16 protein-coding genes and 1 tRNA gene are annotated in these 16,280 nt (G+C 65.0%); 14 read left to right on the forward strand and 3 right to left on the reverse strand.

Going from position 1 to position 16,280, the window contains the following annotated elements:
• Positions 1-6: 6 nt before the first annotated feature.
• Positions 7-297 carry a GlsB/YeaQ/YmgE family stress response membrane protein gene (locus tag HGB10_02790; protein ID NTU70734.1) on the forward strand — a complete coding sequence of 97 codons (291 nt, stop codon included), beginning with the start codon at positions 7-9 and terminating at the stop codon, positions 295-297.
• Here the strand turns inward: HGB10_02790 and HGB10_02795 are convergent, their stop codons facing one another.
• Entirely contained in the window at positions 298-975 is a 678-nt protein-coding gene (locus HGB10_02795) for a hypothetical protein (GenBank protein NTU70735.1), read from the reverse strand.
• A gap of 198 nt (positions 976-1,173) precedes the next feature.
• Here HGB10_02795 and HGB10_02800 point away from each other — a divergent pair, with 198 nt between their 5' ends.
• From HGB10_02800 to hemB, 4 genes are all read left to right on the forward strand, one after another.
• Entirely contained in the window at positions 1,174-1,731 is a 558-nt protein-coding gene (locus tag HGB10_02800) for a hypothetical protein (GenBank protein ID NTU70736.1), read from the forward strand.
• 85 nt (positions 1,732-1,816) lie between these two features.
• A tRNA-Ala gene (locus HGB10_02805) sits at positions 1,817-1,892 on the forward strand.
• Between the two features lie 100 nt (positions 1,893-1,992).
• Positions 1,993-2,295 (forward strand): hypothetical protein, encoded by a 303-nt coding sequence (locus HGB10_02810; protein ID NTU70737.1) that lies wholly within the window; start codon positions 1,993-1,995, stop codon positions 2,293-2,295.
• 10 nt (positions 2,296-2,305) lie between these two features.
• A complete protein-coding gene (gene hemB / locus HGB10_02815; GenBank protein NTU70738.1) occupies positions 2,306-3,286 on the forward strand; it encodes a porphobilinogen synthase in 981 nt (326 codons plus the stop codon).
• Between the two features lie 80 nt (positions 3,287-3,366).
• On the opposite strand, the gene cls is transcribed toward hemB, so the two are convergent.
• Positions 3,367-4,821, reverse strand: a complete 1,455-nt coding sequence (gene cls / locus HGB10_02820; GenBank protein ID NTU70739.1) for a cardiolipin synthase — start codon at positions 4,819-4,821, stop codon at positions 3,367-3,369.
• Between the two features lie 93 nt (positions 4,822-4,914).
• Entirely contained in the window at positions 4,915-5,415 is a 501-nt protein-coding gene (locus tag HGB10_02825; GenBank protein ID NTU70740.1) for a DUF1269 domain-containing protein, read from the reverse strand.
• 393 nt (positions 5,416-5,808) lie between these two features.
• On the opposite strand from HGB10_02825, the gene HGB10_02830 reads away from it, so the two are divergent.
• The 9 genes from HGB10_02830 to rfbH all read left to right on the forward strand — a co-directional run bounded on the left by HGB10_02830 (position 5,809) and on the right by rfbH (position 16,279).
• Positions 5,809-7,134: a radical SAM protein gene (locus HGB10_02830; protein NTU70741.1), complete on the forward strand. Its 1,326-nt coding sequence runs from the start codon at positions 5,809-5,811 to the stop codon at positions 7,132-7,134.
• A gap of 183 nt (positions 7,135-7,317) precedes the next feature.
• Positions 7,318-8,607, forward strand: a complete 1,290-nt coding sequence (gene hemL, locus HGB10_02835) for a glutamate-1-semialdehyde 2,1-aminomutase (protein NTU70742.1) — start codon at positions 7,318-7,320, stop codon at positions 8,605-8,607.
• A gap of 3 nt (positions 8,608-8,610) precedes the next feature.
• Positions 8,611-9,465, forward strand: coding sequence for a UTP--glucose-1-phosphate uridylyltransferase (locus tag HGB10_02840; GenBank protein ID NTU70743.1), 855 nt, complete (start codon positions 8,611-8,613; stop codon positions 9,463-9,465).
• A 61-nt stretch (positions 9,466-9,526) separates the two neighbouring features.
• Positions 9,527-10,489 (forward strand): GDP-mannose 4,6-dehydratase, encoded by a 963-nt coding sequence (gene gmd / locus HGB10_02845; GenBank protein ID NTU70744.1) that lies wholly within the window; start codon positions 9,527-9,529, stop codon positions 10,487-10,489.
• Positions 10,490-10,504: 15 nt separating this feature from the next.
• Positions 10,505-11,473, forward strand: coding sequence for a GDP-mannose 4,6-dehydratase (locus HGB10_02850; protein NTU70745.1), 969 nt, complete (start codon positions 10,505-10,507; stop codon positions 11,471-11,473).
• Between the two features lie 32 nt (positions 11,474-11,505).
• Positions 11,506-12,969 (forward strand): mannose-1-phosphate guanylyltransferase/mannose-6-phosphate isomerase, encoded by a 1,464-nt coding sequence (locus HGB10_02855; protein ID NTU70746.1) that lies wholly within the window; start codon positions 11,506-11,508, stop codon positions 12,967-12,969.
• Positions 12,970-13,038: 69 nt separating this feature from the next.
• Positions 13,039-13,812: a glucose-1-phosphate cytidylyltransferase gene (gene rfbF, locus HGB10_02860; GenBank protein ID NTU70747.1), complete on the forward strand. Its 774-nt coding sequence runs from the start codon at positions 13,039-13,041 to the stop codon at positions 13,810-13,812.
• A complete protein-coding gene (rfbG, locus tag HGB10_02865; protein NTU70748.1) occupies positions 13,776-14,942 on the forward strand; it encodes a CDP-glucose 4,6-dehydratase in 1,167 nt (388 codons plus the stop codon). The genes rfbF and rfbG overlap by 37 nt, the downstream gene beginning before the upstream one ends.
• The gene (gene rfbH, locus HGB10_02870) at positions 14,939-16,279 is read left to right on the forward strand and encodes a lipopolysaccharide biosynthesis protein RfbH (GenBank protein NTU70749.1); all 1,341 of its coding nucleotides are present in this window, start codon (positions 14,939-14,941) and stop codon (positions 16,277-16,279) included. The genes rfbG and rfbH overlap by 4 nt, the downstream gene beginning before the upstream one ends.
• The last annotated feature ends 1 nt before the right edge of the window (position 16,280 follow it).

Raw genomic sequence — 16,280 nt, forward strand, 5'->3', positions numbered from 1 at the left:
GAATCGATGATCGTGGGACTTGCGTACGTCGCGATGTATCTGCTGGTCGTGGGCATGGCCGCTGGCTGGCTCGCGTGGATCGTGCTTGGCAAGAGCCGCGTGCTCAAGCGGGGCGGCAAGCCCAACTGGGCGGCACTCCTCGGGCTCGGGGCCATCGGTTCGTACGTTGGTGGGCTCGGCGTCAGCCTGCTCATGGGCCAGGGGCTCTCACTTCGACCGAGCGGCATGGTCGCATCGTTCTTGGGCGCGCTCGCGGTCGTGGCCCTCTACCTCGAGATGCAGAAGCGGTCGAAATAGCTAGCCGAGCAGGTTGAACAGGCCGCGCGCCGTCATCCCGATTCCGAGCAGGAAGAGGATGATCTCCATCACCGCAGCGGCGTGCGCTGTGACCATGGCCTTCCAGCGCTCGAGGACGGCAACGCTCTTGTTTCCGCCAACGAAGTAGAGCGCAACCGGGACAGCGAGCGTCAGGCTCGCGACCGCAAGGTAGAGCACCACTTCGAGCGCCGCCTCGGCAAGATTCAGCCCGTTCTTGGTGATGAGTGCGCCTGCGGTGATCGCGAGCGCGAGGTTCTTCGGGCTGGTCGTCGCGTTGAGGAACACCACCACGGCGCCGCCCATGGGCGAGAGGTTGTCGACGGAACTCACCCACGCGGGCGGTTGCTCGGGCTTGCCCTGCTGATGCCGGCCGCGCCGCGTGAGCACTCCGGTCGTGACGAGCCCAACGCCGATGAGTGCGGAGAACAGCCCCTCCCATGCGTAGTCAGTGCCTGCCGCGGGCGGGTGTATTCGCCCTGCGAACGCCATCGCGATAGCGAGCGCGAGCGCCACGCCCGAGATCCACGCGATCAGCAGCACCAGACTGCTGAAGCGCGCGCGCTTCGTGAGCAGCAGAACGATGACCGCGACCAACGGCAGGGGGCTGATGGCGACGCCGAGCGCCAGAGTCGCAACCTGCAGTGTGAGTGCGAGCACGTGCCCTCCCCGTAAGACCGTCGCAGCCGTCGCGACATCGATCACGCCAACTGTCCGGTGCAGCATATCCCGAAATCCTGGGCGTGCGCCCCGGGATGCTCACGGGTATTCTTGAGTCGGCCGCGGGCAACGCTCGCGGAGGGGGCGAAGCTGCCGCGTGCGCACGGCACCGCTCGATGAGCTTACGGAGGAGGGGTCATGGCCGATATGGATGCTGGGACCATCGCTGTCGAGACGGTGTTTCCGTTTCCGTGGTGGGTGGCGCTGCTTCAGGGCTTGGCGGCTCTTGGGATCGGGATCTTCCTTGTCTTGCAGCCGCTCGTCACGACCGTCGTGCTCGTCACGTTCCTGGGCTGGTACTGGCTCGTCTCGGGCTTCTTCACGTTCGGGTCGCTCTTCGTCGACCGCACGCAGTGGGGCTGGCGCGTCGCAAGCGGCCTGCTCAGCATCGTCGCGGGTGGCTACATCATCGGCGCGCCCTACATGGGGGCGGCTGTCGTGGTGGGCACCGCGACGCTGATTCTCGGCATCAACGGGATGATCATCGGCGCCGTCGACATCGCCAAAGCCTTCAAGGGAGGCGGCTGGGGTATCGGGATCCTCGGCGCCCTGAGTCTGGTGATCGGTACCGTGATCGCCTTCAACTTCACGACCTACATGTTGGCGTTGCCGTGGATATGGGGCCTGTTCGCGATCGTCTCCGGCGTGATGGGCATCCTCGGCGCTTTCCAGCTCAAGAAGGCCCAGTCGGCGTAGGCCGTAGCGGCCGCTCAGATTGACAAAGGCACGGTAGGTAGGCACACTACTCTCTGCTCTGCAGCCCCCTTGCTGCGGGCCGATCGGGGACGTGGCTCAGTTGGGAGAGCGCTGCCTTCGCACGGCAGAGGTCGGGAGTTCGAATCTCCTCGTCTCCACCACGTATTGAATGTCGAGGCGGCCTGCGATCTGCATGCCGCCTCGACTTGTCACGTCAGGTTCTCGCGCGTGCAGTGGTGCACGCCGACGGAAGGAGTGCATATGGACGGCGCCGCAGTTCAGACGGCAGCAGCGCCCGGCGGAATCATCGGCTGGGTCATGCAATACGGCAACGTGGTGTTCTTCTTCGCGCAGGTCGCGTACTGGTTCTTCATGGTGCTGTTCATCGGCTACGCCGTCGCGCAGTTCAAGCGCTGGGTCAACTTCCAGCTCGGCACGGGTGCGAGTGGTCAGCTGCGGGATGCCGCGGCAGCCGATGTTGACGAGGACGAGGATGACGACGACGCCGGCGAGGACAGCCGTGACTCGAAGTCCGAGGTCTCCATCGAAGAGTTCGTCGACTAAGGAGCGCTTCATGCAGTTCCCGAACTACCGCCCCCGCCGCCTTCGCGGTAATGCCACGATTCGCTCGATGGTCCGCGAGACTTCGCTCTCGGCCGCTGACTTCATCTACCCGCTGTTCGTGAAGCCCGGCGAGGGCAAGCGCGATGAGGTCTCCTCGATGCCCGGCGTCTTCCAGCTCTCGCTGGACATGCTACCGGCCGAGATCGACGAGCTGCGTTCGCTCGGTATCCCGGCCGTCATCCTGTTCGGCCTTCCCGCCGAGAAGGACGAGGTCGGCAGCGAAGCCTACGACGAGCACGGCATCGTGCAGGAGGCCATTCGCGCGATCAAAGCGCACGACCCGGACTTCTACGTCATCACCGACGTGTGCCTGTGCGAGTACACCAGCCACGGGCACTGCGGCATCCTCGACGCCGACGGCTACGTGCTCAACGACGTCACGCTCGAGCTGCTCGCGAAGGAGGCCGTGACGCACGCTGAGGCCGGCGCCGACATGGTCGCTCCGAGCGACATGATGGACGGTCGCGTCGCGGCGATTCGTGCAGCGCTCGACGCCGAGGGTTTCGTCAACGTGCCGATCATGGCCTACTCGGTGAAGTACGCGAGCGGCTACTACGGACCGTTCCGCGATGCTGCCGATAGTGCGCCCACCTTCGGCGACCGCAAGCAGTACCAGATGGATCCGGCCAATGCCGAGGAGGGCCTGCGCGAAGCGGCGCTCGATATCGACGAGGGTGCCGACATCGTCATGGTCAAGCCTGCGCTCGCCTATATGGACATGATCCGTCGCGTGAAGGACGAGTTCGGCTACCCCACCGCCGCCTACAACGTCTCCGGCGAGTACGCGATGGTCAAGGCCGCCGCCGCCAACGACTGGATCGACGAGAAGCGTGTCGTGCTCGAGACGATGCTCGGCTTCAAGCGCGCCGGAGCCGATCTCATCATCACGTATCACGCAAAGGATGCAGCACGCTGGCTCGCTGAAGGCTAGAACCCCGCGAGCACTCTTTCGGACGTACTGCGGCCCGGGCGACATCGTCGTCCGGGCCGCTTCATTACCCGTATCAGTTGCTACATCAAGTTCGACATCAGGCGAGACACTGAGTTGCGCAGCTTGAACGCGGCCGGCCAGTTCTCGACCGTCTCGAGCGTGACCTGTGAGCACTTGGTCATGTCGTCCTCGAAGATCGCGTCATGCTGCGCGGCGATGTCCTTGTTGAAGTACCACGCCATGACCTCTTTGTGCAGCGCAAGGCTGCGGATGTCCATGTTCATGGTGCCGATCACGCAGATCTCGCCGTCGATGGTCATCGTCTTGCCGTGGAAGAATCCGGCGTCGTACATGTAGATCTTCCCGCCCGCGAGCAGGAAGCGGTGGAAGAACGAGTGGGCGGCCCGCCACGGCAAGACCTTGTCGGGTACGCCGGTGATCATGAGGCGCACGTCTTTGCCCGCGAGCGCCTGATTGATCATGATCTCGTAGATGTCGGGGGTGGGGATGAAGTAGGGAGACTGGATCCAGATGCGCTCGCGCGCAGCCGCCATCGCGGACTCGTGGACGCGCCGCGCCGGGTCCCAGAGCAGCTCCACGCCCTGCGCGACCGTCAGCGTAGGTGTCATCACGCCGTCCTGCGGGTACGTGGCCGGGAAGAACCTTTCGGTGAACAGGTTCTCCTGGGTGTTCTCATGCCACCGCGCGGCGAATAGCTTCTGCAGATCCGCGACGGCCGGGCCGTGGAACTTGCTGTGCGTATCACGCCATGACTCGTAGTGCGGCTGACCGTCGATGTACTCCTGGCCAACATTCAGTCCGCCGATGTAGCCGATCACGCCATCGATCACGATGATCTTGCGGTGATCCATGTAGTTGATCTTGTGCCAGTCAGGCAGGTTGCTCTTGAACTTGACGCCAGCCGCCTGCATCTCCTTGATCTCATCCTTCTTGTAGGCCATGCAGCCGACGAAGTCGGTGAGAAGCCGCACCTCGACGCCGGCCTTGACCCGCTCGATCAGGATGTCCTTGAGTTCTGCCGTGAGCTTGTCCCGCTCCCATATGAACACCTGGAAGTTGATGGTTTCCTTCGCGTTGCGCAGGTCCTCCTTGAGCGCTGGGAACAGCACATCGCCGTTCTTGAGGATCGTCACGTCGTAGGCGGGCATCACGTGCGTCGTGTCCGCTGCGAGCGCGGTCTTGATGATCGGGTCGTAGCCGAGTGGCGCCACCTGCTCAAGGAGGTTGCGCTCGACGGCCGAATGCTCACCCCACAGGCGGTTCATCGTGGGCAGTGCGATTCGAGCGATCTCCTCGAACCACGGGCTGCGCTGCGCGATCTTCTTCCAGTTGCGTCCGAACAGGTAGTAGAAGAGCAGACCGGTGAGCGGGAACGCGATCAGCACGAGAATCCATGCGAGCGTCTCGGTGGGCTCACGCTCATCGCTGATGACGATGATGGCGACAGACACCCAGTACACGAGAAGTGCGAAGGTGGCGATCGACGGCCAAGACTGAATGAGTTGCCACGTCACGGTGGGCTCCATCTCATGGGCGATGCTCTACAGGGCACGCTCGGTGACGAGAGCGTGCCCTGTAGGCGGTGTGAAGGTCAAGCGATTCAGGAGCTAGCCGGCGGTCGCGTCGTCGGCCAGCGCCTCCTGCAGTTTGGCTGCAGCCTCGGGCGAGAGTGTCGTGCTCAGCACGGTCGCCTTCGTGCCTTGCAGTTCGGCCTGAATCGCCTCCGGAACGCTCTTCGCGACCAGAAGGAATAGCGCGGTGGAGCCGGGTGTGAGCGCGGCCGACGTCTCCTTGATGAAGGCGTCATCGATACCGTAGTCGCCCGAGAACGCACCAACAGCCGCGCCCGCAGCGGCACCTGCGGCTGCTCCAAGGAGCGGATTCAGGAACAGAACGCCCACTGCGACGCCGAGCATTCCGCCGATTGCGGCGTCGGCGCGTACAGACGAGAAGCCCTGGTGGAGCTTGGCCTTCCCGTCGCTGTTTACCGTCACTTTGACCGAATCTTCGAGGGCCAGAACACCCTCACCCTGCATCCGCTCAAGCTTCGGCTTGAACGCATCCGCTGCCGCCTCGTCCTCGAAGCCGAGGACCACAATGTCGCTCATGACTACCCCTTTCCCAAGCAGGCTCCGCATGCTGTAGGGCCTGCGCAATCGCCGGAGATGATTCACCGGTCTGGAGAGTTCATACCCCCGTTGGGGCCACGACTTGCGCCCGGAACCACGACTCGCGTGCGGCGCGCCCGGCCGTGAAGGCACGGGAATCGCTTGATGCATTCACCCTGAGACTGAAGTAGGGGATAATCTGTCGGCTTGTACCTTCCGCCCACAGCGGACGTTTCATAGAGGAGTGTGCTTGTGAGCCAGAACGTCGGAGATTCATCGGCCCGTCCGGACCTCGAGCTCGAAGAGGAGTTCGGCGAGGACGAGGGCACGATCAACGAGCAGGAGATGGCGGAGGCCGAGGCCGGGTGCGGCCAGGCTGCCGTGGGTATTCCGATGGGTGCAGGCCACCCGGGGGACCTACCCTCGCTGGCTTCGCACGCTCGGTCCGGTCACCCGGGTGGCCATCCCGCAGGTATCCCCGGCGGGCCAGGAGGCCACCCCGCGGGAATCCCGGGCGGCCCCGGCGATCGTCAGCGTCACGGCGGCGCGCGCAGCGTGGGCTTCCGTCCCGGTGGCGGGCCTGAGGCGATCGCCTATCAGGAGCGCACCGGCATCAAGGCGCCGCGCATCATCGCGTGGGAGATCACCCGCTCGTGCAACCTCAGTTGCGTGCACTGCCGCGCTGCTGCTGAGTTCGGCCACTACCACGGCGAGCTGTCGCTCGATGAGATCAAGGCGACGATCGACAACATCGTCACCATCTCCAACCCGATCATCATCCTCACCGGCGGCGAGCCGCTCATGCGCCCCGACATCTGGGAGATCGTCGACTACGCCCACGAGAAGGGCGCGATGCCGGTCATCGGCACCAACGCGACCCTCATCACCGAGGACATCGCGCAGAAGATGGCGGACCACAAGATCCCGCGCATCAGCGTGTCGGTCGACTTCCCGACCGCCGAGGGCCACGACGAGTTCCGCGCGCAGCCCGGTTGCTTCGATGCGACCATCGCGGGCATCAAGATGGCCAAGGCGCACGGCGTCGGTGTGCAGATCAACACCACCGTCACCACCCGTAACGCGCACCTCATCGAGGAGATCCACGACCTCGCCGAGTCGCTCAACGTCGATGCGTTCCACATCTTCATGCTCGTCCCCACGGGTCGCGGCTCGGAGATCCTTGCCGAGGAGCTTCCGCCGGAGGAGTACGAGAAGGTCCTCACCTGGGCGTATCACCGTCAGAAGACCAGCCCGCTGCACTTCAAGCCCACCGATGCGCCGCACTACTACCGCATCATCCGTCAGCTCGCCAAAGCCGAAGGCAAGAAGGTGACGCGCGAGGAGTACGGTCTGGATGCGATGACGCGCGGGTGTCTCGGCGGCATCACGTTCTGCTTCGTGAGCCACATTGGTGACATCCAGCCGTGCGGCTACTTCGACATGCAGCTCGGCAACGTCAAGGAGAAGCCGTTCTCGGAGATATGGACCGAGAGCAAGGTCTTCAACGACCTGCGCGACTATTCGCTCCTCAAAGGCAAGTGCGGCGCGTGTGAGTTCAAGGCCGTGTGCGGCGGGTGCCGCGCGCGCGCACTCGAGGCGACCGGGGACTACATGGAGGAGGAGCCGTACTGCGCGTACGAGCCGCCTGCGTGGAAGGGCGCCTGCTCGCTCGAGGAGGCCGCGGCCGACATGGGCGTCTCGGTGGTCGGCGACAACTAGGTCGATTCTGCCGACATAAGCAATCATGCGGGGCGGGCCGATGTGGCTCGCCCCGCGTTCGTTCTCGCGGCCTGCCGTCGCCGAGCGCCGCGCTCGGGACCAGCCGACTGATATACTCCGCATGACCTTCAGGGAGCCCCGCGCGGCACCGATTCCCACCACGCGAAAGAGGTTCACAGACCCATGCAGCATACAAAGTCATCCGAGTTCTTCGCGATCGCACAAAACGTCATTCCGGGCGGCGTGAACTCGCCGGTCCGCGCCTTCAAGAGTGTCGGCACCGACCCGGTCTTCTACGAGCGCGCCAAGGGTTCGCGCGTTTGGGACGCCGACGGCAACGAGTACATCGACTTCGTGGCGAGCTGGGGCCCGATGATCCTGGGCCATGCGCCCGACGTCGTGCACGAGGCGGTTCGCACGCAGCTCGACAAGGGCACCAGCTACGGCGCCCCCACGATGATCGAAGTCGAGATGGCCGAGAAGCTCGTCGAGATCGTGCCGTCCATCGAGATGGTGCGCATGGTGTCGAGCGGCACCGAGGCGACGATGAGCGCTATCCGCCTCGCTCGTGGCTACACGGGACGCGAGAAGTTCATCAAGTTCGATGGCAACTACCACGGCCACTCCGACGCGCTGCTCGTGGCCGCGGGCTCCGGTCTCGTCACGCTCGGCATCCCGTCGACGCCCGGCGTCACCAAGGGCGCGGCCGCCGATACGATCGTGCTTCCCTACAACGACATCGACGCGGTTCGCGAGTGTCTCGCGGCTAACAAGGATCAGGTCGCGGCGATTATCGTCGAGCCGATCGCGGGCAACATGGGCGTCGTCGCTCCGCAGCCGGGCTTCCTGCAGGGTCTACGCGACGCGTGTGATGAGCACGGTACTGTGCTCATCTTCGACGAGGTCATCAGCGGTTTCCGCGTCGCACTCGGCGGTGCGCAGCAGCTGTACGGCGTCAAGCCGGATCTCACCACCCTCGGCAAGATCATCGGCGGCGGCTTCCCGGTCGGCGCGTTCGGCGGCAAGGCCGAGATCATGAAGTCGCTTGCCCCGGTCGGCCCCGTCTACCAGGCGGGCACGCTTTCGGGCAACCCCATCGCCATGGTGGCCGGTCTCGCACTCATCGGCGAGCTGTCCAAGCCGGGCGTTTACGAGCGCCTCGACCACCTCGGCGCCAAGCTCGCTGGCGGGCTGTGCAAGGCTGCACAGAACGCCGGCATGGTGACCTGCTGCAACCGCGTCGGCTCGATGTCGACGATGTTCTTCACCAGCGAGGATGTGGTCGACTGGAAGACCGCCGCGACGAGCGATACAGCCGCGTACGGCCAGTACTTCCGCGGCATGCTCGAGGCTGGCTTCACGATCGCGCCGAGCCAGTTCGAGGCGTGCTTCGTCGGCCTGTCGCACACGGATGCAGAGATCGACGCGTTCGTCTCGGCGGCCGGGGACGTGCTTGCGAAGATGGCGGACTAGCCGATGAAGGCGATCATCCCCGCAGCAGGCATGGGCACGCGGTTCCTGCCGCTTACCAAGTCGCAGCCCAAGGAGATGCTTCCGGTCGTCGACAAGCCGGTCATCCAGTACGTGGTCGAGGAGGCCGTGTGCGGCGGAGCGAGTGACATCCTCATCGTCACCGGTCGCGGCAAGCGCGCGCTGGAGGACCACTTCGACCGCTCCGTCGAGCTCGAATCGCTGCTCGAGGAGACCGGCAAGACGGCAGAGCTCGCCGCGGTTCGTTCGATCGCCGATCTCGCCGAGGTCTTCTACGTTCGCCAGAAGCAGCCTCGCGGTTTGGGGCATGCGGTGCTGTGCGGCGCACCTTTCACCGACGGCGAGCCGTTCTTCGTGATGCTCGGCGATGAGCTCGTTCCCAGCTGCAGCATCCTTCCGCGCATGAAGGCGATACACGACCAGACCGGTGCGAGCGTCATTGCGGTGGTTGCAGCACCCGCCGACCAGGTCTCACGCTACGGCGTTATCGGCGGCGCAGAGATCGAGGAAGGCGTGTGGCGCGTCACAGAGCTCGTCGAGAAGCCGGCGCCGGGTGAAGAGCCGAGCAACCTGCGCATCTTCGGACGCTACCTGCTCACGCCCGCGGTCATGGAGATTCTCGCGTCAACGCCGCCGGGCAAGGGCGGGGAGATTCAGCTTACCGACGCACTCGTGAAGTTGCTCGAGCGCGAAGAGCTGTACGCGGTAGTGCTCGACCCCGCCGAGGGCCATGACACAGGTAACGTTCTCGCGTGGCTGGAGGCCAACGTGGCCCTCGCACTCAAGCGTCCCGAGTACGGCGAGCCACTGCGCGACGCCTTGCGCGGGCTGCTCGGCTGACCACGTCGCTCTGCTAAGATTACCCCTGCGAAATCCGCGACCAATCCGATTGGACGGCACCATGTCGAAGAGCGCGCTCATCACGGGAATCACCGGGCAGGACGGTTCGTATCTCGCCGAACTGCTGCTCGAGAAGGGCTACGACGTCTACGGCCTCGTCAGGCGTGCCGCCACTCCCTCGACCGAGCGCATCGACCACATCCTCGACAAGGTCACGCTGCTCGTCGGCGAGATGACCGATCAGACCTCGTTGCTCGACGCGATGGAAGCCTCGAAGGCCGATGAAGTCTACAACCTCGCAGCTCAGAGCTTCGTGGGCGACTCGTGGACCGTGCCCGTGTCGACCGGCGACGTCGACGGCCTTGGCGTCACGCGCATGCTCGAGGCGATTCGCCGCGTGAAGCCCGAGGCGCGCTTCTATCAGGCCGCCACCTCGGAGATGTATGGCAAGGTGCATGAGATCCCGCAGTCCGAGACCACGCCCTTCCACCCGCGCAGCCCGTATGGTGTGGGTAAGGTCTACGGCTTCTTCATCACGCTGAACTACCGTGAGTCCTACGGGATGCACGCGAGCAACGGCATCCTGTTCAACCACGAGTCGCCGCGCCGCGGGCTTGAGTTCGTGACGCGCAAGATCACCGACCACGTGGCGCAGATCAAGCTCGGCACGAAGAAGGAACTGCGCCTGGGCAACCTCGACTCCAAGCGCGACTGGGGCTTTGCCGGCGACTACGTCGAGATGATGTGGCGCATGCTCCAGCAGGACACGCCCAACGACTACGTGGCCGCCACCGGCGAGACCCACACAGTGCGCGAATTCTGCGAGATCGCATTCAACCGGGTCGGGCTCGATTGGGAAGAGCACGTCGTCATCGACCCGCGCTTCGTACGCCCGGCCGAGGTCGAGCTGCTGCTCGGTGACCCTGCGAAGGCGAAGGCCAACCTCGGGTGGGAGCCCACCGTCAGCTTCCAGGGACTCGTCGAGATGATGGTCGACGCCGACATGGAGCGTCGCACCCGCTAGCGCGGGCGGCTACTCATGCCTAAGCGCGCACTCATCACCGGCGTCGCCGGCCAGGACGGCTCCTACCTGAGCGACCTGCTGCTCGGGAAGGGCTACGAGGTGTTCGGCGTGGTCGGGCCGTATCCGGGTGACTTCTACGAGCGTGCTGAGCGATTCGACGGGCGCCTCAAGGCGATCGATGCGGACCTCACGGACATGGGTTCGCTTCTCACCGCCGTCGAGGAGTCGCAGCCCGACGAGGTCTACAACTTCGCCGCGCAGTCCTCGGTTGGGGACTCCTTCGACTCCGCGATCGCCACCACCGAGGTCAACGCCGTGGGTGTCCTGCGCATGCTTGAGGCGCTTCGTACGCTGGCACCGGAGGCCCGCTTCTTCCAGGCCGCATCCGCCGAGATGTTCGGCAACGCCGCCGAGATGCCGCAGCGAGAGACCACGCCGCTGCACCCGCGCTCTCCGTATGCTGCGTCCAAGACGTACGCGTTTCACATCGTCGGCAGCTACCGTGACTCGTACGGGATGCATGCGAGCAACGGGATCATGTTCAACCACGAGTCGCCCATGCGCCCGTCCCAGTTCGTGACCCGCAAGATCACCGATGGCGCGGTTCGCTGCAAGCTCGGACTCGCGACCGAACTGCGGCTGGGGAACCTCGACGCGCGTCGTGACTGGGGCTTCGCGGGCGACTACGTCGAGGCGATGTGGTTGATGCTTCAGCAAGATGAGCCGGGGGACTACGTTGTGGCGTCGGGCGTGACTCACACCGTGCGAGAGTTCTGCGACGCCGCATTCTCGCATCTCGGTCTGGACTACGAGCAGTTTGTCGTCGTCGACCCGGAGTTCTTCCGCCCGGTCGACGTCAACGTCTTGTACGGCGATCCTACCAAGGCTCGCGATGAACTCGGTTGGACGCCGAAGGTGACTTTCGAGCGTCTCGTCGAAATGATGGTCGATGCTGACTTGGAACGGCTGTCCGCGCAGGCGTGAGCGCCGCGCTGTCGTGTGAAAGGGACTGAACTGTGACCACACCGAATCTTCGAGCGACGATCCTTGCCGGCGGCAGTGGCCAGCGCTTCTGGCCCCTCTCGCGAGAGCTCAACCCCAAGCAGCTGCTGTCGATGTTCGGCACCGAGTCGCTCATCGCGGCCGCGGTTCATCGCGTGCTTCCCTTCGCTGAGAGTGGCTCGGCGGTCTCGATCGCGACCAATGAGCGCCTCTTCGACGAGCTGCGCAACCACCTCACCGCGCAAGACGATCCTGAGCTGCACAAGGTGCGCTACATCCAGGAACCGCTTCCCAAGAACACCGCTCCGGCTATCGCACTTGCGGCCGCCATCTTCGCCGCCGAGAACCCCGACGCGATCATGGCAGTGCTTCCCAGCGACCATCTGCTCGAGGGCGGTCACGTGTGGGAGGACTGCATGCAGGCGGCGCTCAAGGTCGCCGAGGACGGGTACCTCGTGACCATCGGCATCGAGCCGACGCGGCCCGAAGCCGGCTACGGCTACATCCGCGCCGGCGAGGATCTCACGGACTACTCGGTTGGTTCGGTCACGCCTCACCGCGTCATCGAGTTCGTTGAGAAGCCCGACGCTGAGCAGGCCGTCAGCCTGGTCGAGAGCGGCAACTACTACTGGAACGCGGGCATCTTCGTCATGCGCGCCGCGCGCGTACTCGAAGAGCTCGATGCGGCCGGCGGCGCCATCGCGCACATCGCCGATGTATGTCGCTGGATCGCCGAGCAGCCAGAGTCTGAGCGCAACGGCGACGAGGCCCGCGAGCGCTTCGCAACCATCGAGCCGATCTCGATCGACGTTGCGGTCATGGAGCGTTCCGATCGAGTCGCCGTGATTCCTGCACAGCTGACCTGGAGCGACGTGGGCTCGCTGTGCGCCCTCGAGTGCATTGCCGACCCCGACGCGAACGGCAACGTCCGCGTGGGTCGTGGCGTCGACATCGACACCACCAACTCGGTCATCTACTCGACCGACCGGCTGGTGGCCACGCTCGGGATCGACGACCTCATCGTCGTGGACACGACCGACGCCACGCTCGTCCTACCGCGCGAGCGCGCGCAAGACGTGCGCATGGTCGTCGACGCGCTGCGCGCACTCGATACGCCCGAGCTCACGCAACCCAAGGTGAGCCTGCGCCCGTGGGGTGCGTGGAGCAGCCTGCTCAAGGGGCCCGGCTATCAGATCAAGCTGCTCGAGGTGAAGGTGGGCGGCCGCCCGAGCCTGCAGAGCCACGCCCATCGCTCCGAGCACTGGATCGTTGTCGAGGGCACCGCGTGGGTCACTCGCGGCACCGAGCTCATCGAGGTGCCGACCAACCAGAGCATCTTCATCGCGCTGGGCGAGGTACACCGCATCGAAAACCGCGGGCCGGGCCCGCTCAAGGTCATCGAAGTCCAGGTGGGCGACTACCTCGGCGAGGACGACATCGTCCGGCTCGAGGACGACTGGGCGCGCGACAGCAAGTAGCCACGCTGCAACAACGCCCGCTGATATACTCAGCCCACGCTGGATGGCTCCGTTGTGAGGGATGGTTCCGTGAAGGTCGTCATTCTTGCAGGCGGGCTCGGGACGCGAATCTCCGAGGAGACCGCGACTCGCCCCAAGCCCATGACCGAGATCGGCGATAAGCCGATTCTCTGGCACATCATGAAGACCTACAGCCACTACGGCTTCAACGACTTCGTGATCTGTGCCGGCTACAAGGGCTACCAGATCAAGGAGTACTTCCACAACTACTGGCTGCACAACTGCGACGTGACGTTCGACATGCGCTCCCACGAGACCGAAGTACACCAGGACGCGAACGAGCCGTGGCGTGTCACAGTGGTCGATACCGGTGCCGAGACGATGACCGGCGGCCGGGTGAAGCGCATCGCTCCCTACGTCGACGGTGAGACGTTTCTGCTGACCTACGGTGATGGCGTCGCGGATGTCGACATCGCTTCGCTGGTGGCACATCACCGCGCGGCAGGCTTGGAAGCGACACTTACAGCGGTCCAGCCTTCTGGCCGATTCGGGGCGCTTCAGCTCGACGAAGAGGGCGCTGCAGTACGCTGCTTCCGGGAGAAGCCTTTGGGGGATGGCGACTGGATCAACGGCGGCTTCTTCGTTCTGGAGCCGAGCGTATTCTCCCGACTCGCCGATGACGCAACCATTCTCGAGGCCGAGCCGCTCGAGTCACTCGCTGACGACGGTCAACTCGGCGCGTACAAGCACCGTGGCTTCTGGCAGCCGATGGACACGCTTCGTGACAAGCGCATGCTTGAGCGTCTGTGGGATTCGGGACAAGCCCCTTGGAAGGTCTGGTGACCCGAGTGACATCCGGCGAGCTGTTCGGCGGGGTGTTTCGGGGTCGCAGGGTCTTCCTCACCGGGCACACCGGCTTCAAGGGTTCGTGGCTTGCGTACTGGCTCACCGAGATGGGCGCTGAAGTCACTGGCTTCGCACTTGAGCCTCCCACCAACCCGTCGCTCTTCGTGCTCGCGGGTATCGAGGCGCGTCTTGCGCGACACGTCATCGGTGACGTTCGTGACGCCGAAACGCTTGCGAGCGCCGTGGCGGGTGCCCGGCCGGAGATCGTCATCCACATGGCCGCCCAGCCACTCGTGCGCCTTTCCTATGAACAGCCCGCCGAGACGTTCGCCGCGAATGTCATGGGCACGGTCAACCTGTTTGAGGCGATCCGACCCTGTGAGTCCGTTCGCGTGGTGCTCAACGTCACGAGCGATAAGTGCTACGAGAACCGAGAGTGGGAGCGTGCGTATCGCGAGGACGACGCCATGGGCGGCTTCGACCCGTACAGCGCCTCGAAGGGGTGTTCAGAGCTCGTGACTGCGGCGTACCGTCGTTCGTTCTTCGACTCCGGATCCGGCGTTCGCGTCGCGAGCGCTCGTGCAGGCAACGTCATCGGCGGCGGCGACTGGGCGGTCGACCGCATCGTGCCGGACTGCATCCGCGCACTGACCGCTGGTGAGACCGTGTTTGTGCGAAACCCGGGCGCGGTACGTCCGTGGCAGCACGTGCTCGAGCCGCTCTCTGGCTATCTGCTTCTCGGGCAGCGACTCTGGGAGTCCGATGGCGATCGGTTCGCGGAGGGTTGGAACTTCGGTCCCGCCGACGAGAACGGCGTCGAGGTGGCGCAGCTCGTGGACGGTGTGATCGCGGCGTGGGGCTCGGGGCAGTGGGGCTCGCCCGATACGTCACTTCAGCCACCGCACGAGGCGACGTTACTTCGGCTCGACATCAGCAAGGCTCGCGAGCGGCTCTCGTGGGCACCGCTGTGGGACGTCGAATCCACACTTGAGCGCACCGCGCGCTGGTACGGACGCTGGCACGCCGATTCCGCTGATGCTGTGGCGGCGACGAGCGATGACCTGAACGACTACATCACTTTGGCTCGTGCCGCCGACGCGGTGTGGGCTCGACAGGAGGACGTGTGAGCGGTTCCGCCGACGAAGCGAAGCGCCTGCGTGAGGAGATCCTCGAGAAGGTGCGCGAGTATCACGCCGCGGCCTTCGCCGAGCAGCCCGAGTTCGTGCCCGGGTCTTCTCGGGTCGCCTACGCGAGCCGCGTGTTCGACGACCGTGAGCTCGTCAACCTCGTGGACTCGTCGCTCGACTTCTGGCTGACCTACGGCCGCTATTCGGCCCAGTTCGAGCGCGGCCTGGGTGCGTATCTCGGCGTGAAGCACGCACTACTGGTGAACTCGGGCTCGAGCGCGAATCTGCTTGCGCTCGCTGCGCTCACGAGCGACCGCCTCGGGCAGCGCGCGATCCGACCCGGCGACGAGGTCATCACCGTCGCGGCAGGCTTCCCCACGACGGTCGCGCCGATCGTGCAGTACGGCGCCGTGCCGGTGTTCGTCGACGTGACGTTGGGCACCTACAACGTCGACGTGGCGCAGCTCGAGGCGGCTCTGTCATCCCGCAGTAAGGCCGTGATGCTCGCGCACACGCTGGGTAACCCGTTCGACGTGGACGCGGTGCGCGCCTTCTGCGACGCCAACGGCCTGTGGCTCATCGAGGACAACTGCGACGCGCTCGGCGGGGAGTATCGCGGGCGCAAGCTCGGGACCTTCGGGGATATCGGCACGTCAAGCTTCTACCCGCCGCACCACATGACGATGGGCGAGGGCGGCGCGGTCTACACCAACGACGACACGCTCGCCGAGATCATGCTCTCGATGCGCGACTGGGGGCGCGACTGCGTCTGCCCATCGGGCAAGGACAACGCGTGCGGCAAGCGGTTCACGCAGCAGTTCGGGACGTTGCCGCTCGGCTATGACCACAAGTACGTCTACTCGGAGTTCGGCTACAACCTCAAGGCGACCGACATACAGGCCGCCATCGGTGTTGCACAGCTCGAGAAGCTCCCCGAGTTCACCGCACGGCGCCGCGCGAACTACGCGTACCTGCGCGAGGCCCTGCGTCCGCTCGAGGATGTGCTGATCATGCCTGAGGCGACCGAGGGCGCCGATCCCAGCTGGTTCGGCTACCTGATGACGCTGCGCGAGGGTACGGGGGTGACGCGCGACGCGCTCGTCGCGGCGATGGAGGCGGCCAAGGTGCAGACCCGCATGCTCTTCGCGGGCAACATCGTGCGCCAGCCGGTGTTCGACCGCATGCGCGAGTCCGGCGAGGGCTACCGCGTCGTCGGCGAACTCACGAACACCGACCGCATCATGCGCGACGCGTTCTGGATCGGCGTGTATCCGGGGATGACCGAGGAGATGCTCGCGCACATGGCGAGCACGCTCACGTCGGCGGTTCGCGGCTAGC

This window comes from Coriobacteriia bacterium (assembly GCA_013334745.1).
In the GTDB taxonomy this organism is placed as follows: domain Bacteria; phylum Actinomycetota; class Coriobacteriia; order Anaerosomatales; family JAAXUF01; genus JAAXWY01.

Excerpts from the sequence above, each read along its gene's own strand:
- HGB10_02790 (NTU70734.1), top strand. The coding sequence starts at position 7 with ATGATCGTGGGACTTGCGTACGTCGCGATGTATCTGCTGGTCGTGGGC.
- HGB10_02800 (NTU70736.1), top strand. The coding sequence starts at position 1,174 with ATGGCCGATATGGATGCTGGGACCATCGCTGTCGAGACGGTGTTTCCG.
- HGB10_02810 (NTU70737.1), top strand. The coding sequence starts at position 1,993 with ATGGACGGCGCCGCAGTTCAGACGGCAGCAGCGCCCGGCGGAATCATC.
- hemB (NTU70738.1), top strand. The coding sequence starts at position 2,306 with ATGCAGTTCCCGAACTACCGCCCCCGCCGCCTTCGCGGTAATGCCACG.
- HGB10_02825 (NTU70740.1), bottom strand. The coding sequence starts at position 5,415 with ATGAGCGACATTGTGGTCCTCGGCTTCGAGGACGAGGCGGCAGCGGAT.
- HGB10_02830 (NTU70741.1), top strand. The coding sequence starts at position 5,809 with ATGGGTGCAGGCCACCCGGGGGACCTACCCTCGCTGGCTTCGCACGCT.
- hemL (NTU70742.1), top strand. The coding sequence starts at position 7,318 with ATGCAGCATACAAAGTCATCCGAGTTCTTCGCGATCGCACAAAACGTC.
- HGB10_02840 (NTU70743.1), top strand. The coding sequence starts at position 8,611 with ATGAAGGCGATCATCCCCGCAGCAGGCATGGGCACGCGGTTCCTGCCG.
- gmd (NTU70744.1), top strand. The coding sequence starts at position 9,527 with ATGTCGAAGAGCGCGCTCATCACGGGAATCACCGGGCAGGACGGTTCG.
- HGB10_02850 (NTU70745.1), top strand. The coding sequence starts at position 10,505 with ATGCCTAAGCGCGCACTCATCACCGGCGTCGCCGGCCAGGACGGCTCC.